This window comes from Kribbella sp. DT2, from assembly GCF_049844575.1.
Lineage (GTDB): Bacteria > Actinomycetota > Actinomycetes > Propionibacteriales > Kribbellaceae > Kribbella.
The window spans coordinates 1-23,695 of record NZ_JBNCLH010000001.1; the positions used below are offsets into that span (position 1 = coordinate 1).

A 23,695-nucleotide genomic window follows, 5' to 3' on the forward strand; every position below is an offset into this window, starting at 1 on the left:
TCTCGGCGCAGCCGGTCCAGTTCCGAGTCCGCACCTGGTGCCTGCGGGGCCTTCCTCGGCCGGCCTTGCAGCTTCGGACGCAGCCCATCAGCGCCGTCGTGGCGATACGTCCGCGCCCACGTCTTCACCAGTTTCGGCGACGACAACTCGAACTCGGCCGCCAGCGCCGTGGCCGGCTCGCCAGCCAGGAACCGCTCAACGACGGCCAGCTTGAACTCGAACGAGAACGCCCGTTTAGCCGGTTGGGCCACCAGCGCTCCTTTGCCATGGATCCGCCACCGCTGATGAAGCAGCTTGACCGGGTCACAAGCAGCCGCCAGCTGCGATGCCGCAGCCCACGGGCCCATTCCCTTCTCGAACAAACCTACCGCCAGCACCCGCTGAGCCTCGGTCAGCGAACTACGTCGATCCATACGAAAGCTCCCCAGGAGTCGGAACTGAATTTCTCAGTCCAACTTCTGGGGAGCAGTTCACAACTGCTGCCCGGGGCTCTTTCGCGTTCAACCGAGCTTACGGAGCGCTTGAGTGCGGACCTGCCGGGCGAACGCCAGGAAGTCCTGCTCGGTGTTGTCCGTGCCGTAGACCCGCACCTCTCCGCTGAAACCCGGGGTCTGGAAGAGCAGGATCCGCTCGGTCCAGGGACGCCCGGATCTGGGATAAGTCCGAACGTTGTAGCGGGACGCGGGTCCGAACTCCGGCAGGACGCGCTCGACGATCGAGCCGCGGTCGCCCCGGCCGGCGGTGAACTCCCGGCACTCCGGCACCGGCTGCATCGCCCGCAGTTGGTAGCGGACAGCTTCGGCGCCCGTGAGCTCGTACAGGCGAACGTTCGCCGCACCTTCACCGGCGGGGGTCGTCAGCGTCGCGGTCTTCATCACGGCCGGAGTGTCGGAGCGGACCTCCTCGATCCCCTCGGCAGGGCGGCCAACCGAACGGATGGCCATCCGGCACACTTCGGGCGTCACCTGCTGTCCGGCCCACAGGTCCTCGCGCAGCGGAATGTCTCGCAGGTCGATCCACCCCTCGAACGGATACCTCATGGCGTGCCCGCGATAAGTGGTCGGCAGAGCCGACATCATTCGGGTCCGGTCGAGGCCAAAGGTGGGTGACGCTGCCTCCGCTGCCCGGACAGTCGAGGCGGGAGTGCTCAACGGCACCGCCGTCGGTTCCTGCTCGCCGGCGGCTGGTGACGTCGCAGGGCCCGAGCACCCGGCGAGCACGAGAAGCAGCGCGCAGGACAACTTCGCGGTGTACCTACGCATCAACGGGGGTGTGGGGAGCGTCGCGGAAGGTCCAGAAGCGGTGGAGGAGGTAGCTCGCGATCGGGACGAGGAGGATGACGAGGGCCTGGGCGAGGAGGACGGGGACGTGCGCGAGCTCGATGAGGAGTGGCATGCCGACCAGGGAGCAAGCCAGGCCGAACAGGTACACCGTGTAGAACTTGGCGAAGCCTTGGAGCCAGCCGGCCGTGGACTGGAAGACGAAGGTCCGGTACGCGGGGTAGACGAAGACGGCCGTGGTGAGGTTGGCCAGCGCGGTGACGAGCAGGTACGGCAGGATGCCCTCGAAGAGGTGCCAGCCGAGCCAGAACAGGCCGAAGTACAGGATGTTGGTGCCGGCGCCGACGATCAGGTAGCGGACGCGGTGGTCGCCGAGGAGTTTGGCCGGCAGGCGCGTGGCGGCGGCAAAGTCGACGGAAATGGCAGTGCCTCTCAGCAGTGGGATAATCACAGCGGCGGAAGCCCCGCCTCCTCACCATCAGAAGGGCAAGCAGTGCTCGTCTCCGTCGTCGTGCCATGTTATCGGTCCGCCAAGACCCTGCCGCGCCTTGTCGAGGACCTGTCGCACGTCCTGCCGGAGGCGACCACCGGGTTCGAGATCATCCTCGTGGTCGACGGCAGCCCGGACGACACCTGGCAGGTCGCGAGCGAGCTCGCGAACAAGTACCCGGAGACCCGCGCGCTCCGCCTGGCCCGGAACTACGGGCAGCACAACGCGATCATCGCGGGCGTCCGCAGCGCGCAGTACGAGGTGGTCGTCACGATGGACGACGACCTGCAGCACCCGGCCGACCAGATCCCGGTCCTGCTGGCCGCGCTGACCGACGACATCGACCTCGTGTACGGCGTACCGAAGGAGGAGGAGCACGGCGCGGTCCGGTCGTTCTCGTCCCGGCTGGTGAAGGCCGCGATGGCCTCGACGCTGTCGGTGCAGAACGCGCGGTCGATCAGCGCGTTCCGGGTCTTCCGGACCTTCCTGCGGGACGGGTTCGACGGGCTCGACGGGCCGCACGCCTCGGTCGACGTCGCGCTGTCGTGGTCCACCACGCGGATCGCGCAGGCCACGGTCCGGATGGAGGACCGCGCCGAGGGCCGGTCGAACTACACCACCTGGATGCTGATGAAGCACGCCCTGACGCTGATCACGGGGTACTCCACCGAACCGCTGCGCCTGGTCGGCTACCTGGGCTTCATCTGCGCGGTCTTCGGCGTCGGGCTGTTCGGCGTGATCATCTACAAGTACGCCGTCGGCGCGACCACGGTCGCCGGGTTCACCACGATCGCGTCGATGGTCGCGCTGTTCTCCGGCGCCCAGATGCTCGCCCTCGGCGTGCTCGGCGAGTACGTCGGCCGCCTGCACTCGGGCTCGATGGGCCGGCCGACGTACGTGATCCGCGAACGCACCGACGGGGACGCGCACCCGGACATCACCACCGGGACCGACTGACCGTGTACCTGCTCTTCCCCGGCCGCCACCACGTGCTGACGACGTACCAGGCGGACTTCCTGCGCTCGGTGGCACCCGACGGCACGACGGTCGTCTGGGCGGTGACGTCCGCGAACCACCACACGACCAAACGCAACCCGATCCCGTTCGACCGGCGCGAGGCGGCGATCGAGCGGTTCAGCGTGGCGACCGGGCTGCGGTCGCTGGTGGTCGGCGTGACGGACACGCCGCCGACCGACGACTTCGCCGAGGTGACGGTGAAGGCGATCGAGGCGGGCACCGACGACGCCGTACGGCTGTCACCCGAGAACACCGTCGTCGCGTGCTCGACGCCGGAGGTCGCGAAGCTGTACGAACGCCTTGGCTACCAGGTGATCGGGGTCGAGCCTCCCGATCAGGCCCGCCCGTGGGACGTCCTGCTGATGATTGCCGCAGGCAACGACGAGTGGCGGTCGCTGGCGCACCCGGCGACGGTCGACGTCTTCGACCGCTACCGGCTGGACGCGCAGGTCCGGCGCTGCGTCAACGACCCGGTCGTCGGCGACGACGGTGGACTGACGACGACGCGCGACTACAAGACGTACGCCGACGCGTTCGAGACCGCGGCGGACCGGAAGTGGTCGCAGCTCAAGGACTTCGTCCGCCCGGGACGCATCCTCGACATCGGCTGCGCGACCGGCGCGACGCTGCAGCTCGTGGACGGCGACCCGCGCTTCCACGAGTCGGACCTGATCGGCGTCGAGGTCGCCCGGCACCTGTACGCCGAGTGCGTGCACAAGAAGGAGCAGGGGTTCTTCCACAACCCCAACGTGTACTTCTACCAGCGGAACATGCTCGGCGCGGCCGTCTTCCCGCCCCGGTCGATCGACACCACGCTCACGCTCGCGCTGACCCACGAGATCTGGTCGTACGCCGACGGCGCGCGCGCCGAGACCGTTCAGCGGTTCGTCGACGGGCTGTTCGCGCACACCGCGCCGGGTGGGGTCTGGATCAACTCCGACGTCTGCGGGCCGGCGGAGCCCGATCGGCCCGTCGTACTGGCTCTCGATGACTCGGACGGCGTCAACGGAGAGCCGGTCGAGCTCGAGTCCCTGGCCGATCCCGCGGCTCACGTGCGGGCGCTGTCGACCCGGGCCCGGTTCTTCCAGTTCGCCCAGGACTTCCGCCGGAACGCGCGGGTCCCCTTCTCCTACACGCTGCAGGGTGATCACCCGGTTCTCCGGCTGGCCGACGCGATGGACTTCCTGACCCGCAAGGACTACTTCGACAACTGGCTCAGCGAGACCCACGAGCAGTTCTGCGGCCTCAGTTTTGCCGACTGGACGGCGGTCGCCCGGTCGGCCGGCTTCACGCTCGACCCGTCGTCCAAGCCCTGGCGCAACGACTGGGTGATCGAGAACCGCATCGCGCCGGTCGCTTCGCTCACCACCGTCGACGGCGAGGCCGTCGACTGGCCCGACACCCATCAACTGCTGATCGCGCGTCGGGCCTAGTCACCCGACGAGCAGGACCACGCCGACCACGACCATCACGGCGGCGGTCGCGGCGTGGACGCCGTACGCGATGGCCCTGGGGCCCTTGCTGCGCAGGACGATCAGTGCGTCGCCGACCGGGATCACGGCGGCGACCAGCAGGTACCAGCCCAGCAGGTCGGGGGTGGCCGCGGCCAGCAGGAGGAACAGGAAGAGGCCGGTGGCGATGTCGCGCACGGCCTTCACGGACAGCCAGGCGCGGAAGTTCGGGTCGTCGGTCCGGGTGTTGGGGATACCGAAGCCGGCCGCTGCGCGCGGTGCCCGGAAGGCGTTGACACCGATGAAGATGATGCCGAGGCCCAGCAGACCGGCGAGCACGGTGGCGACAGTGGTGACCATAGGGGTTTGCTTCTCCTTGATTGCTAGCACCGCTAGATGTTGTAGCAACGATAACGCTGTCTCTGACAGAATGTCTAGCAGTGCTAGAATTTGCTCATGTCCGCAGTCAACGAACGCCGGGAACGCGAACGGGCCGACCGTCATCGACTGATCGTCACGGCCGCGCGGGAGCTCGCCGAGGCCGAGGGCTGGGAGGCGGTGACGACGCGGCGGCTGGCCGACCGGGTCGAGTACAGCCAGCCGGTGCTCTACAGCCACTTCAACGGGATGAGCGGGATCGTGAGCGCGGTCGCGCTCGAAGGGTTCGAGACGCTCGCTGCTCAGCTGCGTGGGGCGCGAGAGGATGCACCTGAGAAGGCGCTGGGCGCGGTCTGCCATGCGTACCTGGACTTCGCGAGCACGCGCCCTGCGGTGTACCAGGCGATGTTCGTGCTGCCGACCGAGCTGAAGTTCGCCAGTGACGAGACGCCGGCGTCGATGCGGGCGTGCTTCGACGAGTTCGTCGCGTGCTTCCGGGCCGACGACGAGCGGCGTGAGTTGTCCGCGGAGGTGGTCTGGAGTGCGGTGCACGGGATGGCCGTGCTCTCGGGCAGCGGCCGGATTCCGCAGGCCCTGCAGGAGGAACGCGTCGACTTCCTCGTCTCCCGGCTCGCCGGGTAAAGACAACAGCCGGGCTCCCTGGGGAACCCGGCTGGTCGTCGTACTGGTTAACCCAGTTTGTTGCGGAGCTGGCGCTTCACGCGGCGCTTGACCTTGCCGGCGAACTTGCGCGGGTTGCGGATCTGGGCGGCCTTGCGGATCAGCTTCACCGCGGAGTACGCCCGGGAGTTCTTCAGCTTGGTGCGTTCGGCGTTGGCCTTCTGCACCTGGGTGCGCATCTCACGCAGCCGGGTCTCGCGGGTCTTCAGCGCCTTGTCGCGGAAGCCGAGCGTGCGCTCCAGGCCGAAGATCTGGCCCTTGAGCTCGTGGATCTCCTGGGCGGCGCGGTCGGCGTCGGCCAGAGCGGTCCGTACGTCGGGGGTCTGCGAGCCGTCGGACGGTACGCCGAGGGCGGTGGACAGCGCGGCGGCCAGTTCCTTGCCTCGGGCAACCTGTACGACGGAGGCCGACGGGGCGTCGGGGGTGGTCGCCGGGGTCTGCGCCGGGGCGTCGATGCCGGACATCGCGAGCCAGGCCGAGACCAGGTCGTCGCCGACCATCCACGGTGGCCACGGGTGGCGGCGGTGGGCGCCGATCAGGCGGTCGTGGAAGCGCGCCCAGGCGGCGGCGAGGCGGTCCTGCTCGGTCTCGTCCGCGGTGGTCACCCAGGCGGAGGCGCCGAAGGCGAAGCTGTCGCCGTCGAGCACCACGTCGTCCCAGCGCAGGAGGACGCGGCTCGTCTGGGAGCGAGCCCAGTCACCCAGGCGGCCGGCGAGGTCGCGGAAGCCGGGCACATCTTCAGCAGCCGCCAGGCGGAAGAGCAGAGTCTCAGCAGAAACTCCATCCGGCACAGTCGCAGGAACAACCGAAGAATCAAAAGCCAAAGCACCTTCAGCCTCAACCTCATCCCCGACAACTACTACCTTCCACACATCACCATCCACATCAGCAGTAAGTACCGCTGGGTGGCCGGTGGTTTGGGTGTAGATGGCGTGGGGCGGGGTGGTGCCTCGGACTGCCAGCCAACCCGTGGGGGTGGAGGCCAGGAGGCCGGCGCGGGCTGCCGCGTCAGCCGAGTCGGCGATGGGGGTGAGGAGGGGGACGAGCGTGGCGGCTGCTTCCAGGGCCTCTACTGCGAGGCGGGTGGGGAGCTGGCCGGGGCGGGCGGTGGCGGCGACGTCCGTGGAGAGCAGGGCGTGCGGAGTCTCGCCTACGGAGAACGTGGCGTACGTGGCCGCTCCGGACAGGCCCACACGGTCCAGCTCGGCGACCAGTTGCGTCGTCGAGACCGGGCGGGTGGGGTCGTCGTGCAGCGGGCGCCACTCGTCGTCGCCGTGGCGCTGGTCGGCGGGACGGCGATCGAGCAGGTTCGTCAGGGAGAACTCGTTCTCCAGGCCCAGCACGACAACGGCGTCCGGCGAGCAGAGAGCGGCCAGCGCGTCCAGCCGCTGCGACCAGGTCAGGTCGGGGCTGTCGTAGCCGATCACCCGGTCCAGACCGTCGGCGGCCACGACCACGTCGTACGACGGACGCCCGGCCTCGGCGAGTCCGTCGAGGGCTCCGGCGACGACCTGCAGGCCGGCACCGGATCCCTTGCCGGCGCCTGCGGCGAACCGCTCGCCCAGCTCACCCGCGTCGGAGACCGAGCGGACCAGCAGGGTCGTCTCGGACGCCTTGGCGACGACCGCCTCGACCAGGTCGGCGCCGTGCGGCCCGACGATCAGCGTGCGTGCCCCGTCGGGCAGGACGTCCGTGAGCAGCGCGCGCAGCGCCGGCCCCTGGACAGCCCCCCGCTTGCCGGAGTAGTCGCTCCACGGCTGCATCTCGCCGCGGACGACCTCGACGGCCAGCTGGTTGTCAGACACGCTCTCTCCAATCGAACAACATCCGCAGTTCCGCGGGCGGCATCATCCACGGCACGCCCAGTTCCAGGTCGGTGGTCGCCCGGGCGGCGTCCATGTCCAGCTCCTTGCCCAGCATCTCCGGCCAGAGCCGGGCGATCCTGGCCTGCCCGCCGAAGAGCGGGTTCTCGCCTTCCATCTCCATCGGGTCGCCGTACACCGCGGCCTCGCAGCCGGCGGCGATCCCGTAGAGGACAGCGGTCGACAGCCGGTTGGCGGCCACCCGCTTGTGCTTGCGCAGCTCGGCGAGCTGCTTGTAGAGGAACTTCGGGTCGGTGCCCTCGTAGGAGAACCCGCGGCGCCCGAAGGACACCACCCGGAACCCGGCGTCCTCGTACGACTTGCGCACCTCGGGCCGGTCGTACTCGGTGTAGTACAGGCTGAAGGTGACCGGACCCGGCTCGGTCTCCCGGATCTCGTCGATCAGGCGCTTGTGGTCGCCCTGGATCTTGCCGCCCTCCCAGCCGTGGAAGAGGAACCAGAGCGTGCCTTCGCGCTCTTCCTCCGGTACGGCGCCCAGCTCGGGCTCGAGCTCCTGCAGGTACAGGAACGGCGCTCCGATGCTGGCGTAGTTGCGCCGGCCGAGCGCGTGCCCGCGGCGGCGCGGCCCGTCGCTCCAGGTGAACCGCCAGGCGCCGTCGTAGAACTCGTGCACCGGGTTCCAGCCGTCGGCGATGTTCCAGCCGTGCTGGAGGTAGCCGCGCAGGCGGGGCGGGTACTCGTCGTCGAGTCCGGCGTACCGGGCCAGGATGTGGGCCTGGCCGTAGTAGTGGTTGTGGTGATGCATCAGCGGACCTCGAGGTGGAGTGTGCCGGCGTGCGGACGCAGCGCGGCGGTGTGACCGGACAGCTCGACCTCGATCGGCAACCGGCCGGACAGGAACGGTTCGCACTGCACGGCGTGCTCGGCGCCGTCCGGTCCGGTCGCGAACAGGATCCAGTCGGCCAGGCTGGCCAGCGGGTCCGTGGAGTTCACCACCGCGTCGGCCGGGACCAGGTCGTCCAGGTCGGTGACCGTGGTCCACCGGCCGTCCCCGACCTCGACCCGGCAGGGCAGGTCGGTGTGGGCGTCGGAGTCGTCCAGGTACCGCCGCCAGCTGAAGACGTAGCCGTCGCCGTCCAGCACCGGCCCGTCGATCCGCAGCTCCACACCGTTGCTCCCGGCAACCACATTGGCGTGCTCGGCGGGCAGCCGGAGCGGGGCCTCGTGCAGGTTGACGTAGCCGCCGGTGGACCGGGTCAGGCTGACCATCCGGCCGTCGGCCAGGTGGTGCACGGCCTGCGGGTCGGCGGTCCAGAGCAGCAGCTTCGCGTCGTCCTTGCCGACCAGCCGGAACGCCCAGGTGGTGCGCTGGGTGAACGGGTCGTCGGGGTTGGTGTCCTCGATGATCGGCCGGACCGGGATCCGCACGCTGAAGTCGCGCCCGTCGCCGCTGAACGTCAGCGGCAACTCCTGGTCCTTGCCGGCCAGCGGCCGGGTCACCTGGAGCTTCGGGTTCTCCAGGTCGGCCGGGACGCGGCCCTGCAGGACCAGGGCGTCCGCGGTCTGGCTGACGGCCGTGAGGCGCGTCGGGTCGACCATGCGCCGTAGTACGAAGGCGCCGTCGGCACCGGGACCCGGCTGGATCCAGCTGGTGCCGTCGATCCAGGCACCCGGCGGCCAGCCCGGGCTACCGGGCCGCTGACCGCGGAGCTTGCCGTGGCGACGCAGGCGGCCGGACTTCAGCCGCACCATGAAGTGCGCCGGGGCGCCGGTACCCTTGATCTTGCCGAGCATCGCCTTGTCGAGGCGGATCTCGAAGCCGACCAGCGCCGGGTCGCCGTGCGTGTCGGTCGCGTCGTACCGGCGGACGGCCAGCGGGGTCTCCGCGCCGCCGACGACCAGCGCGATCCGCAGGCTGGACGACGTCTTGGTCTCCAGGTGGCGGATCTCGGCGGTGCCCTTGACCGACAGCGAGCCGTCGTCGAGCCAGCCGACCTCGCGGACACTGGTGGCCAGCGTCAGGTCCTTCATCGGCAGCCGGTAGAGCTCCTTCGACACCGATGCGGTCTGGTCCTGCACGCCGGGGTAGTTGTGCTCGAACTGCCACGGCCGGCCGGGCCGCGACAGCGCCCGGGCGCCACCGCGCAGACCGCCGTCGTTGCGGAAGTGGGCCAGCCGGCGGAGCAGGTCGACGTCGCCGGCGGCCAGCGCGGAGTGCTGGATCCGGTCGTAGCTGTGCGCGCGGGCCAGCACCGAGTCGTCGAGGCGGTCCATCAGCCGGCGGGCCAGCTTGAGCAGGTTCTGCTCCTCGTCGGCCGGTGCGGCACCGAAGGCCATCATCAGCGTCAGCATGTCGATCTGGGTGAAGTGCGAGTGCACCCGGCGACGGACCTCACGCAGCGTGTCGCCGGTCTCGATCAGGTCCATCACCAGTTCGGCGGAGTGGACCCGGTCCTCCATGTTGCCCAGCTGGAACTTCTGCTGGGTGATCGACTCGCCGGACTCCCGCTCGCGCCAGTAGTAGACCGGTACGGCGAGGGCGTCGACGGTGACGGCGTCCAGGTGCGCCTTCAGCGTGACCGGGTAGTCCTCGTAGCGGATCGCGGGGAACTCGTAGCCGTACTCGTCCCAGAACGAGCGCCGGTAGACCTTGTTCCACGCCATCCGGTCCAGGATCAGGTCCGGGCTCTCGATCACGTGGGTGGCGATCCGGTCCCTGGCGAACGGCAGCCGGTGGATCCAGGACGGCCGGACGCCGGAGCTGTTGTTGAACCGGCGCGCGTTGCCGCCGGCGAACGACGAGCCGCTGCTGTCCAGGGTCCGGATCAGCTTCTCGAAGCCGTGCCGGGTGACCAGGTCGTCGGAGTCGACGAAGGTGATGTACTCACCGTCGGCGTGCCGGACCCCGGTGTTACGGGCCGGTCCGAGACCCTGGTTCTCCTGCGCGACGATCCGGAACCGCGGGTCGCGGTCGCAGAAGTCCTGCGCGATCGCGGCGCTGTCGTCAGGGGACCCGTCGTCGACGAGGATTGCCTCGAAGTCGGTCCAGGTCTGTCGCGCGATCGAGTCGAGGCACTCCCCGATGTAGTCGCGGACGTTGTAGAAGGGCACAACGACACTCAGCCGCGGCGTCACAACGGCAAATCTCCTCGGCTCAGTCGGCGGTCGGTCGACATCCTGGTCGGCACCCCCGCCTGACCCGATGCTGCCTGGGCACACGGCGCCGGAGCAACCAAGGTCCGGGCGGCGACCAGTGATCCATCGCCGGTCATGTTAGCACCGCTGCGTAGTCGTCCGACCGGCCTGTGGAGGCGGTCCGGGCCCTTCTCAGAAACTTTCGGTGTTGTTTACCAAATGCACTGTCAACAAGGTGTGAACCGGCTCGAAACCGTAACGTGCCCACGCTCTTTGGACCCCTGTGTTGTGACCCTGCGTGGAGATCACCAGCCGTCGCGCCGTACTGGAGTCCTCGACCGCCGCCAGCAGGTGCGCGTAGCGGCCACGCCCCTGCTCAGCCGGTACGACGCCCGCCAGCTCGATCTCGGTCCAGGACGGCTGCTGGTCGACGGTCGCCAGCGCGAGCACCCGGCGGTCCGGTCCCCGCAGTACGACGGCGCCCGCGGCCGCGATGCTCCGCCGGGCCCACTCCTGGTAGCCGGCCAGCGCCTGGGCCCGGTTGAACAGCGGGTTGGCGCAGTAGTGGTTCCCGTAGTCGCCGAAGATGTCCGCGACCAGGTCGTCGACCAGCTCGTCGTCGATCGAGGACTCCAGCCCGGCGTTGAACCCGGCCAGCGGCGCCGGGCGGCGGCCCTTGCCGACCGGGAGCGACCAGTAGACCAAGGAGTCCGCCAGGATCGCCGTACGGCGTCCGGTGGCCAGGGAGGCGAACCAGGAGATCTCCCGGGCCGGGTAGCGCAGGACGACGACGTCGGCCGTGGACTTGTCGACCGCGGTCAGCACCTCCTCCAGCGGCGTACCGGCCGAGGCGGAGACCGACACCCGGTCGACGGAGACGCCGAAGCGCTTGGTCTCGTACTCGGAGGGGCTGCTGGTCAGCTCACCGGCCTCCAGCGCGTCGTACCAGCCCATTTCAGTACTGGCCCATGTCAGATCGGGTAGGAGAGCAGCGCGTCGATCACTCGGGTCTGCTCCTCCTCGGTCAGCTGGCTGAACAGCGGGAGCCGGACCAGCCGGCCGCTGATCCGTTCGGTGACCTCGCAGCCGCCCGGACCGACCCGGCCGTACTTCTCGCCGGCCGGGGCCGAGTGCAGCGGCACGTAGTGGAACGGCGCGGTGATGTTGCGCTCGCGCAGGTGCGCGATCAGGCCGAGCTGGTGCTCGTGGGTCGGCATCAGCAGGTAGTACATGTGCGCCGGGTGCACGCAGTCGTCCGGCACGGTCGGTACGCCGACGCCGTGCGCCGCGGTCCAGTCCGCCAGCTCCCGCTCGTACCGCTCCCAGATCGCGTAGCGCGGCGCCTGGATCTGGTCGAACCGCTCCAGCTGGGCGGTCAGGAACGCGGCCAGCGGGTCGGCCGGCAGGTAGCTCGAGCCGATGTCGACCCAGCGGTACTTGTCCACCTGGCCGCGGAAGAACGCGCTGCGGTTGGTGCCCTTCTCGCGGATGATCTCGGCCCGGTGCAGCAGGTCGGTGTCGTTGACGACCAGCGCCCCGCCCTCGCCGCAGTGCACGTTCTTGGTGCCGTGGAAGGACTGCGTCGCCATCAGGCCGAGCGAACCGAGCGGGCGGCCCTTGTAGGTGCCGCCGAGGCCGTGCGCGTTGTCCTCGATCACGGCGACCCCGTGTCGCGCGGCGATCGCGGTGATCTCGTCCATCGCGACCGCGACACCGGCGTAGTGCACGACGACGATCGCCTTCGTCCGGTCGGTGATCGCCGCCTCGACCTGGGTCTCGTCCAGGTTCAGCGTGTCCGGCCGGATGTCGACGAACACCGGTACGGCGCCGCGCAGCGCGTACGCGTTCGCGGTCGAGACGAACGTGAACGAGGGCATGATCACCTCGTCGCCCGGCGCCAGCTCGAGCAGCAGCGCGGTCATCTCCAGCGCGTGCGTGCACGAGGTGGTCAGCAGGGACCCGAGCCCGCCGGTCAGCTTGGTGACCAGCTCCGTCGCGCGGGCCGTGAACGGCCCGTCGCCGACGACCGCGGCCGAGGAGAAGGCCTGGTTCACGTAGGCGAGCTCGTCGCCCACCAGGTAGGCCTTGGAGAAGGGGATCGGGTCGGGCATGGTGAGGGAGCCTACCGCTGGTCGGGATCGCTGGATTCGAGTGCCTCGGCGTACGTGTGATGGCCTGGATCCTCCAGGCTGTCGTAGCCGACCAGGAACTGTGGGCGCTTCTGGCTGGACTGGAACAGGCGGGCGACGTACTCGCCCAGCAGGCCCAGGCAGAGCAGCTGGATCGCGCCGATCACCGCGACGGCCAGGACGGTCGACGTCCAGCCGGGAATGCTCTGGCCGGTCAGCTTGATCACCAGCGCGCCGATCACGAACGCGATCGACAGCAGCCCGCCGAACAGGCCGAGCCAGGTGGCCAGCCTGAGTGGTGCCGCGGAGAACGCCGTGACGCTGTCGAAGGCCAGCCCGAGCATCTTGCGCAGGTTGTACTTGGTCACCCCGGCCGCCCGCTCGGCGCGCACGTAGGTGACCTCGGCGCTCGGGAAGCCCAGCCACGGGATCACCAGCCGGAACACCCTGCCGTCCTCGGGCAGCGCGTTCACCGCGTCGACGACCCGGCGGGAGACCAGCCGGAAGTCACCGGCGTCGAAGGGAATGTCCCGGCCGACCAGCCGGCACATCAGCCGGTAGTACATCCGGGCGGTGGTCCGCTTGGCCCAGGTGTCGCTGGACCGGTCGGACCGTACGCCGTACACGACGTCGACGTCCTGGTCCCGTGCGGCGGCGAGCAGCTCGGCGATCACCTCGGGCGGGTCCTGTAGATCGGCGTCGATGCTCACCAGGTACTCGCCGCGGGCCCGGCGGAACCCGGCCGACAGGGCGGCCTGGTGGCCGGAGTTGCGGAGCAGGCGAACCAGGCGGAGCTGCGGCCACGTCTTGGCCGCCTCGGTCAGCAGGGCGGCCGTGGCGTCCCGGCTGCCGTCGTCGACGACGACCACCTCGTAGCTGATCCCCAGGCTGTCCAGCAGGGGGTGCATCCGGTCGAAGAAGATCGGCAGCACCTCCTGCTCGTCGTACATCGGTACGACGACAGAGAGCACGGGTACGGCGGTCGGCATCGGTACCTCCTCCCGTGAGGCTAGGGCGTGTCCGGCTGACCCGGCTAATCTTCCTCCGTGCCAACGATGACGCTCGGAGCGCCCAGCTTGCCAGGGGCCCCGCCGCGTCAGGAGCAGAAAGCTGTCCGGTGGCGCACCGTGGTCGGCGTCGTCCTCAAGCTGGCGGCGGGTGCCGCACTGGCCTGGCTGCTGATCTGGCTGATGGCCGGGCACGCGTCCGGCGACAGCATCGTCAAGCTGCTGCGCTTCTGGGTCGTGGGCATCGCCGTGCCGGGCACCATCCTCTGGCGGCTGGCCAGCCCGTTCCGGCACAACCTGATCGAGGACTTCGCGGCCGGCTCGATGGTCGGCGTCGCTGTCCTGCTGCTGGTCTACATGGCCGTCGCACCGATCGGTCTGCAGGAGTGGGCCTGGCTCTGGATCGTCCCGGTCTTCGTGGCCGCGGTCGCCGTACCGTCGTGGCGCAGGCGTTGCCTGAGCCGGGTGGAGCGGCCGGTCAACCCGCTGACGGCCTGGCTGGTCGCAGGGGCCTGCGCACTCCCGCTCTACGCGACCGGCCGCTACCGGAACCTGGTGCCCGCGCCGTACGCCGACGCCCGCTCCAACTCGCCGGACATGGCTTTCCACCAGGCCCTGGCCGCCAGTGCGAAGTACGACTTCCCCCTGCAGGCGCCGTACCTGCACGGCGAGCAGATGGACTACCACTACTTCTGGCACCAGTTCACCGCCGCGACGGCCTGGGCGACCGGGGTGGACCTGACCGACCTCGTCTACACGATCGGCTGGATCCCGCTGCTGCTGGCCGGGTGCGCCCTGATCTTCGCGCTGACCGACCGGATCGCCCCGGGCTCCCGCTGGGCCGGACCGCTGGCGATTGCCGTGGCCGGCATCGGCGGCACGGTCAACGCCTACCCCAACGTCACGCTGCCGGCCGAGGGCCTGACCAACTACGTCTGGGGCAGCCCCACGCAGAACCTGGGCGGCGGTCTGATCGTGCTGATGGCCCTGCTGGGCGTCGACCTGCTCCGCGGCCGCAGCTCGCCGGGGAGCTACCTGCTGTTCGTCCTGGTCGGTGTCGCGGCGTCAGGCTCGAAGGCGACCGTGCTGCCGCTGATCATCTGCGGCTTCGGCCTGGTGCTGTTCATCCGGATCTTCTACCGCCGGTTCGCCCTCAACGCGCTGGTACTGATCGGGGTGCTGAGCGCGGTCTTCCTGGCCGCGATCGTGGTCGTGTTCGGCAACCACTCCTCCGGGCTCGCGGTCCGGCCGTGGGTCACGTTCGCCAAGATCGGCCTCTACCCGCTGACCGCCAAGCAGGTCGGCTGGGGCGAGTACGACCACGGCGCGATGTGGATCAGCGGCATCGTGGTCTGCCTGTCGCTGCTGCTCGGCTCGGCCGGCCTGCTCGTCCTGGCCGGTACGGCGGCCCGCTGGTTCCGCGACCCCGGGATGATCTTCCTGGTCGGCATCGCGATCGCCGGGTTCGGCGGGATGGTGCTGACCGACCAGCCCGGGACCAGCCAGATGTACTTCCACCGCACCGCCGTACCGGTGATCGCTGCGCTGGCTGCCGCGGGGGCCTGGATGCTGGTGTTCTGGTTCGCCGACCGGCGGTCCGGCATCGCCGTACTGGCTTCTGTGCTGGGTGGTGCGGGTGCGACGTACCTGGCTCGGGAGATCACCCGGGCCAACCCCGGTGAGGGCAAGCCGTTCCGCCGTCCGGACGGCTCGCTGACCGGTCTGGTCGCGCCCTGGCTGTGGACGCTGCTCTTCCTGCTCCTGGTGGCCGGACTGGTCACCGGACTGTGGAAGCTGGCCAAACGGCGTGGTCGGCCGAGCCGGATCGCCATGGCCTCGTTCGTCCTGGCCGGGATGGGCGCCGGGCTGCTGCTGCCGGTGCAGACGCTGCTGAACTACCGCGAGGTCACGCTGCAGCCGCTGACCGACAAGTACCCGCTGGGCCCGTCGCAGACCCAGACCGACGCGGCGCACTGGCTGCGCGACCACACCTCGCCGGACGACCTGGTGGCGACCAACGCGCACTGCGCGATGAAGAACGCCTCCGGCTGCGACGTCCGGCACTTCTGGATCGCCGCGCTGTCCGAGCGGCACGTGCTGGTCGAGGGGTGGGGCTACACCAACACCATCAACGACCTGGTCGCCGCGACCGGCAAGAGCCCGAACGGCTTGCCGTTCTGGGACGAGCAGAAGCTCGAGGACAACGACCGGGCGTTCGTCTCACCGACCCGCGACAACCTGCGGCTGCTGCGCACCAAGTACGGCGTGCGCTGGCTGTACGCCGACCCGACCCAGACCGCCGTCTCACAGAACCTGAACACGCTGGCGACGCTGCGCTACGCGACACCGGACGCGCTGATCTACGAGCTGCCCTGACCACTGTTCGTGACACTGGGGTACCTGCTCGTGGTCTAGCCCGATTAGGGTGACCCGCATGGCGAAGGCGAGGCGGCGCGGGCCGAGGGAACACGGCACCGGCTCGGTCGCCGGGCCGGCCGCCGCCGTACCGGTCGCCCTGCTCGTCCTGGTGATGATGGGCCGGCACGCTCCGGTGCTGGACGTCGTCAAGTTCACCGCCTTCGTCCTGCTCGGCGTCGGGCTGCCCGGCCTGGTGCTGTGGCGCCTGATCGGCGCCTACCGCCGCAACCTGGTCGAGGACTGCGCAGCGGGCTTCGCAGTCGGTACGGCGGCGCAACTGCTCGTCTACCTGGCCAGCTCATCCGTGGGACTCCAGCGCTGGTCCTGGGTGTGGGCGCCGATCGTCCTGGTCGTCGGTGTGATCGACCGCGACGTCAGGGCCCGGGTGTGGCGCCAGGTGGAGGCTCCGCTCGCGCCGCTCACCGCCTGGCTGCTGGCGGCGTCCGCGTCGCTGGTCCTGCTGCTGATGTACGCGAAGGGCCCGGGGCGCTACGCACCGGCGTACACGGATCCGAACGTCGCCTTCCCGGACATGGCCTTCCACCAGGCGCTGGCGGCGAGCGCCAAGACCGACGTACCGATTCTGCCGCTGTGGGTCTTCGGCGAGCCGATGAAGTACCACACGTTCTTCCACCAGGTGACCGCTGCGACCTCCTGGTCGACCGGGATCGACCTGACCAACCTGCTGTACGCGCTGCTGTGGGTGCCGCTCGCGCTGGCCGGGTGCGCGCTGGTCTTCACGCTGACGCAGCGCTTCCTGGTGAAGCCTGGTGAGGAGCCGCATCCCGCTGCGGCGTGGGCCGGGCCGTTCGCCGTACTGCTGGCTGGCGTGGGTGGCACGCTGCAGCCGCTGCACGACATCTCGCTGGGCAACATCTCGATGGCCTCCAGCCAGTACCTGAGTCCCACGCAGAACCTGGGCATGATGCTCGCGCTGCTGCTCGCCGTACTGGCTGTGGACCTGCTGCGGGCCAAGCCTGTGCGTAGCCGGTGGATCCTGTTCGTGCTGGTGGCACTGGCCTCGTCCGGCGCCAAGGCGACGATCCTGCCGCTGGTGGTCTGCGGGTTCGGCCTGGTCTTCCTGGCGCGGCTGGCGACCCGGCGGCCGAGCGGACGGGCTCTGATCGGCGGACTGGTCGCGCTGGTGATCTTCGTGGCCGCCGCGATCGTCGTGTTCGGTGGAGAGTCGTCCGGCCTGCAGATCAAGCCCGCGCAGCTCTTCATCCAGCTCCAGCCGTACGCCGCCCTGCGGCATGGCACCGGCGTGGACCGGCCGGCACAGCTGCTCAGTGCGGCGACGACCACGGCCGCGTGGGGTCTGGCTGTGGCCGGCGTGCTGTTCCTGCGCAGGTTCTGGCGTGATCCCGGGGTGGTCTTCCTGGCCGGTGCCGCGATCGGAGGCTTCGCGGCGAGCGTGCTGACGTCGCAGCCGGGCGTCAGCCAGGTCTACTTCTACCGGACCGGTTTCCCCTTCCTGGCGGTGCTTTCCTGCCTCGGGTTGGCCCGGCTCGCCCACAAGCTGGGGGACCGGCGGAGCGCCGTACTGGTCGCTGCGGCAGCTGGTCTGGGTCTGCTCGGCGCAGGCCTGGCCAGAGTTGCGTCGGACGGGATGTCCGGCGTCAAGGTGCCGTTCCTCCTGACCCTGCTGGCGTTGCTGGTGGTCGGACTGGTCGTGGCCATCGCCTGGCGAATCAGCGGCCGCGGCGGCGGCCTCTTCACCGCAGCCCTGGCCTCACTGGTCGCCGCCTGCATGGCCGGCTCGATCTCGCTCCCCCTGCTGACGCTGGTCTCCGACCAGGCCACCTTCGTCATCTACGGCAAGGTCGCCGGCGGCGGACCCACCACGGCCGAGGCCGACGCGGCCCGCTGGCTGCAGAAGAACTCCGGCACCGACGACCTGGTCGCCACGAACGCGCACTGCATCGTCCAGCGCGGCGATGTCTGCGACAGCCGCCACTTCTGGATCGCCGCCCTGTCCGAGCGCCAGATGCTCGTCGAGGGCTGGGCCTACACCAACCGCGCCAACCGCATCTCCGTCGCCGAAGGCAGCAACCCCAGCCTGCTCCCCTTCTGGGACCAGAACCTCCTGGCCACCAACGACGCGGCGTTCAGCTCCCCCTCCGCCGCCGTCATCGACCGCCTCCGCCGGTACGGCGTCCGCTGGCTGTACGCCGACCACCGGGCCGGCCAGGTCTCCCCCGACCTCAACCAGTACGTCCGCCTCCGCCACGCCACCCTGGACGCCACCATCTACGAGATCCGCTGAGCTGAGCGGAAGACGCCGGCGGACTCCCCGCTAGGGTGACCCGCGTGCAGGTAGCGGCTGGATGGCGGACAGTGAGCGGAACAGCGGGCAAGACCTCGGCGGCGGCTGCTCTTCCGGTCGCAGTACTGGCCCTGTGGATGTTGTTCCAGCAGGCATCGCTGACAGAGGCCGTCCGGTTCGTCGGGTTCGGTCTGGTCGGCGTCGGCCTGCCCGGCCTGGTGCTCTGGCGGCTGATCGGTGCCTACCGGCGGAACTGGGTCGAGGACTGCGCAGCAGGGTTCGCGATCGGCACCTGCGCCCAGGTGGTCTTCTACCTGCTCAGTGCACCGCTAGGCCTGCAGCCGTGGTCGTGGGTGTGGGCACCGGTCGTCCTGGTGGTCGCCTTCAGCCACCCCGGTGTCCGGGCCAGGGTCTGGCGCCGGGTCGAGGAGCCGCTGCGGCCACTGACGGCCTGGCTGCTCGCAGCGGCCACCATGCTCGTGCTGCTCGTCGTCTACCGCAAAGGCCCGGGCCAGTTCGTCCCGGCGTACACGGACCCGCTCAAGGCCTACCCGGACCTCGCGTTCCAGCAGGCGTTGTCGGCGAGTGCGAAGTACGACGTACCCATTGGGACGCTGTGGCTGAACGGCGAGCCGATGCACTACCACACGTTCTTCCACCAATCGACGGCCGCGACCGCCTGGGCCACCCGGATCGACCTCACCACGCTGATCCACGGGCTGACCTGGCTGCCGCTGATGCTGGCCGGCTGCGGACTGCTCTTCGCGCTGACCCAGAGGTTCCTGCCGGCGCTCGGCTCGACCTGGGGTGGGCCGCTCGCCGTACTGATCGCAGGACTCGGTGGCACGCTGCAGGTCCTGCCCGACCTGCCGCTGGGCGGACTGTCGACTGCTGTCGCGGCCTACCTGAGCCCGACGCAGAACCTGGGCGTCATGCTCGCCCTGGTGCTGAGTGTGCTGGTGGTCGACCTCCTGCGCGGCGGCGTCCCCAGGAGCCGGTGGGTGCTGCTGGTCCTGGTCGGCGCGGTGGCCGCGGGCGCCAAGTCGACCGTGATGCCGTTGGCCGGCTGCGGGTTCGGCCTGGTCTTCCTGGTCCAGCTGGTCACCAGACGCAACGTCCGTACGGCGCTGCTGGGCGGAGTGCTGACGGTCGTCCTCTTCCTCGGCGCACTGGTCGCGCTGTTCGGCGGTGAGTCCTGGGGCACGGAGGTCAGTCCCGGCAAGACGTTCATCCAGCTGTCGCCGTACCCGGCTCTGCACCACGGCACCGGCATCGACCGGGCCGCGCAGCTGCTCACTGCGGTCGCGACGCTGCTGAGCTGGGGCCTGGCGGCCGGCGGCCTGCTGTTCCTGCGCAAGCTGTGGCGGGACCTCGGAGTGATCTTCCTCGCTGGGTTCTCGGTGGCCGGGCTGATCGCCGCGTTGATGACCTCGCAGTCCGGTCTCAGTCAGATCTACTTCCTGCGGACGGCGTTCCCGGCGATCGCCGTACTGGCTGCGGCCGGTCTCGTGCACCTCGTGGATCGGCTGGCTGACCGGAGAGCGGCAGCTCTCGTCGTACCGGTGGCTGGTGTGCTTGGCCTGCTGGGGTTGGCGCTGGCCAGAGTCGCTTCGGACGGGATCGCTGGGGTGAAGGGGCCGTGGCTGTTGGCCCTGGCGGCCCTGCTCCTGGTCGGCGTACTGGTCACGGCGGCCTGGAAGCTGAGTCGGCGTACTGGCTCTCTGGTGACGGTCTTCCTGGCGGCGGTGGTGAGCGCGAGCATGGTCGGCGCCGTACTGGTCCCGGTGCAGGCTCTGGTCTCCGACCACGCCTCCAGCCTGACCTTCGCCCGTCCCGGGCGTGGTGGAGCGACCGCGCCCGCGGCCGGAGCTGCGCGCTGGCTGCGGAACAACAGCGAGCCCGGCGAGCTGGTGGCGACCAACGCGCACTGCATCGTCAAGCGCGGCTCGATCTGCGACAGCCGCCACTTCTGGATCGCCGCCCTGACCGAGCGGCCGGTGCTGGTCGAGGGCTGGTCGTACAGCAACCAGGCCAACAAGCTCTCCATCGAGACCGGCGTGAACCCGAGCCTGCTGCCGTACTGGGACCAGCAGCAGCTCGCCGCCAACGACGCAGCGTTCACAAAGCCGTCCGCCGAGACGATCGGCCGGCTGCGCGAGTACGGCGTCCGCTGGCTGTTCGCCGACCGCCGGGCCGGCAATGTGTCACCCGCCATCGGTCAGTACGCCGAGCTACGCCACTCGACGAAGGACGCGACGGTCTACGAGATCCGCTGAAAAAGGGCGTCGGCGACGCGGACCCGGCCCTGACCGTCGACCAACTGGTAGCCGGCGGCAGCCAGGCGGGCTCGCTCGGCCGGGTCCTGCAGCAGCGGACCCAGTACGGCGGCAGCTGCGGCGGGGTCCTCCTTGAGGTCGGCCAGGATGCCGACGCCTACAGCCGCGCCAGTGGCTACCGTGCGTTCGTAGCCCATCACCTGGTTGTCGACCACGCAGACGAGGCCAGCTGTCGCGCCCAGGCACAGGAGCTCCCAGGTGGAGGTGCCGGAGGCGCTGATGACCAGGTCGGAGGCCACGACGGCCTTGGCGAGCTGGGAGGTTGGCCCGATCACCTCGACGTGCTGACCGTCCTGCAGGTCGACCGCGGCGATCGCTGCGGCGAGGTCGTCACCGGGAGCGATCACTAGCGCCTCGAACGGCTGACGGGTGGCTGCCAGCGCCCGGACGACGTGCGGGCCGGCTCCGAAGGCGTCGGTGCCGCCGAAGAAGGCGAAGACCTTCGGGACCGCGCTGGAGCGGATCGTCGGGGGCTCGGTGGGGCGCAGCTCGAGGATCTCGTTGCGGAGGAGCACGTAGTCGAGCCCAGCCAGCCGGACCGCGCCCGCGGGCAGCTCAGGGGTGTCCAGCTCGGAGCCGAGGTTCTGGTCGACCAGGATGTCGGCCACGGCGCCGCCGTACCCGCCGTCGACGATCGCCAGGGTCGGCAGCCCGCTCGCCCGGACGGCAGCGAACACCGCCGGGTCCAGGTCGTAGGAGTCCCAGACCACCGCGGTCAGCTCCAGCCGCCCGAACAGGGCCAGGTGCTCCTCGACGGTCCAGACCGCCGGCTCGACCGCGATCCCGCGGCTCCGGATCTGCTCGTCGGCCCACGGCACGGTGTGGCTGTCGCAGACGAACACCACCTCGGCACCCCGGCGTACCAGCTCCTCGGCCAGCGCCAGGCTGCGCATCACGTGCCCGATCCCGCGCTTGGGGCCTACGTCACACCTGACACCGATCCGCGACTTCACGCCCAGACGGTACCGGGTGAGCTGAACCACGGGGACGGCGGCGAACTTCTGGGGCTCCAGAGGCGTCTGTCCACAGGCAGCCGAACCGGCGATGCGGGCTTCCGACCGCCAGCCGCTATCGTACGGAGTTGCCGTAAGCGTGTTTAGTTCGCGGCTGTCCGGAACTGTCCCCCTCAGAAGGGTCCTACTCGACGTGTCCATCCTCACCGGCTCCGACATCCTGGTCACCGGCGGCACCGGCTCCTTCGGCAAGGCGTTCATCCGCTACGCGTTGGACAACCTGGACCCGCGCCGGATCATCATCTTCAGCCGCGACGAGCTCAAGCAGTGGGAGGTCCGCCAGCTGTTCGGCGACGACCCCCGGCTGCGCTTCTTCATCGGCGACATCCGCGACCGGCAGCGCCTCAACCGGGCCATGCACAAGGTCGACTACGTCGTGCACGCGGCCGCGCTGAAGCAGGTCGACACCGCGGAGTACAACCCGTGGGAGTTCGTCCAGACCAACGTGGTCGGCTCGCAGAACGTGATCGAGGCCTCGATCGACTCCGGCGTGAAGAAGGTCGTCGCGCTGTCCACCGACAAGGCCTCCAGCCCGATCAACCTGTACGGCGCGACGAAGCTGACCGCCGACAAGCTGTTCATCACCGGCAACCACTACGCCGCGGCGTACGAGACCCGCTTCTGCGTGGTCCGCTACGGCAACGTGATGGGCTCGCGCGGCTCGATCATCCCGAAGTTCCGGGCCCTGCACGAGGCCGGCCAGTCGCTGCCGATCACCGACCTGCGCTGCACCCGGTTCCTGATCACGCTGCCCGAGGCGGTCCAGTTCGTGGTCGACTCGTTCGAGCAGATGCAGGGCGGCGAGCTGTACGTGCCGCGGATCCCGTCGATGAAGATCACCGACCTGGCCCAGGCGATCGCGCCGGGCGCCAAGATGCACGACATGGGTCTGCGCCCGGGCGAGAAGCTGCACGAGGAGATGATCAGCCCGGAGGAAGGCCGCCGCGCCCTGGCGATCGGCGACCGCTACGTGCTGCAGCCGGACCTGGCCACCTGGGGCTACCAGCCGCCGTCCGACGGCGTACCGGTGGCGGACGGGTTCCACTACACCTCGGACAACAACGAGGAGTGGTACACGATCGAGGAGATCACCAAGATCCTCGAGAGCGACGTCTGAGCGATGCTGCCCTACGGACGCCAGTCGATCAGCGAAGAGGACATCGAGGCCGTCACCGCGATCCTGCGCGGTGACTGGCTGACCACCGGCCCGTCGGTGACCGCCTTCGAGAACGCGATCGGCGAACTGACCGGTGGCCACCGCGCCGTCAGCTGCACCTCCGGGACGGCCGCCCTGCACATGGCGTACGCCGGACTCGGCGTCGGGCCCGGTGACGAGGTCGTCACCACCCCGATGACGTTCGTGGCGACCGCGTCCTGCGCGGCGATCCTGGGCGCGAAGGTGGTGTTCGCCGACGTCGAGGAGGACACCGCGCTGATCGACCCGGCGGCCGTCGAGGCGGTCGTCACCGACCGGACCAAGGTGATCGCCGCCGTCGACTACGCCGGCCACGCGGCCGACTACGACGCGCTGCAGCCGATCGCGGACCGGGTCGGCGCGAAGACGCTGGCCGACGCCGCGCACTCGATCGGCGGCACCTACAAGGGCCGCCCGGTCGGCGACCTGGCCGACGTCACCACGCTGTCGTTCTTCCCGACCAAGAACCTGACCACCGGTGAGGGCGGCGCGGTCGTCGCCAAGGACCCGGCGGTGGCGCAGCGGGTGCACGAGTTCCACTTCATCGGCCTGGTCCGCGACCCCGAGCGGTTCGAGATCACCGACGAGGGCCCGTGGCACCAGGAGGTGCACGAGCACGGCCTCAACTACCGGCTCACCGACATCGCCTCCGCGCTCGGGCTGTCCCAGCTGAAGCGGCTGGACGCGTTCAAGAAGCGCCGGACCGAGATCACCGCGCGGTACAACGAGGGCTTCGCGGGTGTCGAGGGCCTCCGGACGCCGGCCCAGCGCGACTTCGTCGACCCGGCCTGGCACCTGTACCCGGTGCGCGTGCTCGGCGGCCGCCGCCGCGAGGTCTTCGAGAGCCTGCGCGCGGCGGGCATCGGCGTCCAGGTGAACTACATCCCCGTCTACTGGCACCCGGTGTTCGCGAACGCGGGCTACCAGCGTGGCATGTGCCCGAACGCGGAGCAGTTCTACCGCGAGGAGATCTCGCTGCCGATGTTCCCCGACCTGACCGACGCGGACGTCGATCGGGTGATCGAGACCCTGACGAAGCTGGTTTCCTGATCACGTTTTTGGTGGAGAGTCAGAGA

At 69.8% G+C, this 23,695-nt stretch carries 19 protein-coding genes; 8 read left to right on the plus strand and 11 right to left on the minus strand.

Going from position 1 to position 23,695, the window contains the following annotated elements:
• The 3 genes from ACLQ2O_RS00005 to ACLQ2O_RS00015 all read right to left on the minus strand — a co-directional run.
• Positions 1-377 (minus strand): helix-turn-helix domain-containing protein (locus ACLQ2O_RS00005; protein ID WP_425825754.1); only part of this gene is annotated, 377 nt, incomplete at its 3' end.
• A gap of 123 nt (positions 378-500) precedes the next feature.
• On the minus strand, positions 501-1,040 hold the full coding sequence (locus ACLQ2O_RS00010) for a hypothetical protein (protein WP_425825756.1): 540 nt from the start codon (positions 1,038-1,040) through the stop codon (positions 501-503).
• 214 nt (positions 1,041-1,254) lie between these two features.
• Positions 1,255-1,731, minus strand: coding sequence for a GtrA family protein (locus tag ACLQ2O_RS00015; RefSeq protein WP_425825758.1), 477 nt, complete (start codon positions 1,729-1,731; stop codon positions 1,255-1,257).
• Between the two features lie 42 nt (positions 1,732-1,773).
• Here ACLQ2O_RS00015 and ACLQ2O_RS00020 point away from each other — a divergent pair, with 42 nt between their 5' ends.
• Both ACLQ2O_RS00020 and ACLQ2O_RS00025 read left to right on the plus strand, forming a co-directional pair.
• On the plus strand, positions 1,774-2,727 hold the full coding sequence (locus ACLQ2O_RS00020; protein WP_425825760.1) for a glycosyltransferase family 2 protein: 954 nt from the start codon (positions 1,774-1,776) through the stop codon (positions 2,725-2,727).
• 2 nt (positions 2,728-2,729) lie between these two features.
• Entirely contained in the window at positions 2,730-4,220 is a 1,491-nt protein-coding gene (locus tag ACLQ2O_RS00025) for a class I SAM-dependent methyltransferase (RefSeq protein ID WP_425825762.1), read from the plus strand.
• On the opposite strand, the gene ACLQ2O_RS00030 is transcribed toward ACLQ2O_RS00025, so the two are convergent.
• The gene (locus ACLQ2O_RS00030; RefSeq protein ID WP_425825764.1) at positions 4,221-4,598 is read right to left on the minus strand and encodes a DUF4267 domain-containing protein; all 378 of its coding nucleotides are present in this window, start codon (positions 4,596-4,598) and stop codon (positions 4,221-4,223) included.
• A gap of 96 nt (positions 4,599-4,694) precedes the next feature.
• Between ACLQ2O_RS00030 and ACLQ2O_RS00035 the strand changes: the two genes are divergently transcribed.
• Complete coding sequence (locus tag ACLQ2O_RS00035) at positions 4,695-5,258, plus strand: TetR/AcrR family transcriptional regulator (protein WP_425825766.1); 564 nt, start codon at positions 4,695-4,697, stop codon at positions 5,256-5,258.
• A gap of 47 nt (positions 5,259-5,305) precedes the next feature.
• On the opposite strand, the gene ACLQ2O_RS00040 is transcribed toward ACLQ2O_RS00035, so the two are convergent.
• The 6 genes from ACLQ2O_RS00040 to ACLQ2O_RS00065 all read right to left on the minus strand — a co-directional run bounded on the left by ACLQ2O_RS00040 (position 5,306) and on the right by ACLQ2O_RS00065 (position 13,373).
• Positions 5,306-7,102 carry a hypothetical protein gene (locus tag ACLQ2O_RS00040; RefSeq protein WP_425825768.1) on the minus strand — a complete coding sequence of 599 codons (1,797 nt, stop codon included), beginning with the start codon at positions 7,100-7,102 and terminating at the stop codon, positions 5,306-5,308.
• On the minus strand, positions 7,095-7,925 hold the full coding sequence (locus tag ACLQ2O_RS00045; protein WP_425825770.1) for a hypothetical protein: 831 nt from the start codon (positions 7,923-7,925) through the stop codon (positions 7,095-7,097). The genes ACLQ2O_RS00040 and ACLQ2O_RS00045 overlap by 8 nt, the downstream gene beginning before the upstream one ends.
• On the minus strand, positions 7,925-10,255 hold the full coding sequence (locus ACLQ2O_RS00050) for a glycosyltransferase (protein ID WP_425825772.1): 2,331 nt from the start codon (positions 10,253-10,255) through the stop codon (positions 7,925-7,927). Before ACLQ2O_RS00050 ends, ACLQ2O_RS00045 begins: the two co-directional genes overlap by 1 nt.
• 192 nt (positions 10,256-10,447) lie before the next feature.
• Positions 10,448-11,209, minus strand: coding sequence for an N-acetyltransferase (locus ACLQ2O_RS00055; protein ID WP_425825774.1), 762 nt, complete (start codon positions 11,207-11,209; stop codon positions 10,448-10,450).
• A 17-nt stretch (positions 11,210-11,226) separates the two neighbouring features.
• The gene (gene rffA, locus ACLQ2O_RS00060) at positions 11,227-12,366 is read right to left on the minus strand and encodes a dTDP-4-amino-4,6-dideoxygalactose transaminase (protein WP_425825776.1); all 1,140 of its coding nucleotides are present in this window, start codon (positions 12,364-12,366) and stop codon (positions 11,227-11,229) included.
• Positions 12,367-12,377: 11 nt separating this feature from the next.
• Positions 12,378-13,373: a glycosyltransferase family 2 protein gene (locus ACLQ2O_RS00065; RefSeq protein ID WP_425825778.1), complete on the minus strand. Its 996-nt coding sequence runs from the start codon at positions 13,371-13,373 to the stop codon at positions 12,378-12,380.
• 66 nt (positions 13,374-13,439) lie between these two features.
• Between ACLQ2O_RS00065 and ACLQ2O_RS00070 the strand changes: the two genes are divergently transcribed.
• The 3 genes from ACLQ2O_RS00070 (at position 13,440) to ACLQ2O_RS00080 (ending at position 20,351) form a co-directional block, all read left to right on the plus strand.
• A complete protein-coding gene (locus ACLQ2O_RS00070; RefSeq protein ID WP_425829035.1) occupies positions 13,440-15,767 on the plus strand; it encodes a hypothetical protein in 2,328 nt (775 codons plus the stop codon).
• Between the two features lie 58 nt (positions 15,768-15,825).
• Positions 15,826-18,075: a hypothetical protein gene (locus tag ACLQ2O_RS00075; protein ID WP_425825780.1), complete on the plus strand. Its 2,250-nt coding sequence runs from the start codon at positions 15,826-15,828 to the stop codon at positions 18,073-18,075.
• Positions 18,076-18,146: 71 nt separating this feature from the next.
• Positions 18,147-20,351, plus strand: coding sequence for a hypothetical protein (locus ACLQ2O_RS00080; RefSeq protein ID WP_425825782.1), 2,205 nt, complete (start codon positions 18,147-18,149; stop codon positions 20,349-20,351).
• Here the strand turns inward: ACLQ2O_RS00080 and ACLQ2O_RS00085 are convergent.
• Positions 20,336-21,364 carry a PseG/SpsG family protein gene (locus ACLQ2O_RS00085; RefSeq protein ID WP_425825784.1) on the minus strand — a complete coding sequence of 343 codons (1,029 nt, stop codon included), beginning with the start codon at positions 21,362-21,364 and terminating at the stop codon, positions 20,336-20,338. The genes ACLQ2O_RS00080 and ACLQ2O_RS00085 overlap by 16 nt on opposite strands.
• 193 nt (positions 21,365-21,557) lie before the next feature.
• Here ACLQ2O_RS00085 and pseB point away from each other — a divergent pair, with 193 nt between their 5' ends.
• Both pseB and pseC read left to right on the plus strand, forming a co-directional pair.
• Positions 21,558-22,541 carry a UDP-N-acetylglucosamine 4,6-dehydratase (inverting) gene (gene pseB / locus ACLQ2O_RS00090; protein ID WP_425825786.1) on the plus strand — a complete coding sequence of 328 codons (984 nt, stop codon included), beginning with the start codon at positions 21,558-21,560 and terminating at the stop codon, positions 22,539-22,541.
• A 3-nt stretch (positions 22,542-22,544) separates the two neighbouring features.
• Entirely contained in the window at positions 22,545-23,669 is a 1,125-nt protein-coding gene (gene pseC, locus ACLQ2O_RS00095; protein ID WP_425825788.1) for a UDP-4-amino-4,6-dideoxy-N-acetyl-beta-L-altrosamine transaminase, read from the plus strand.
• Positions 23,670-23,695 lie beyond the last annotated feature (26 nt).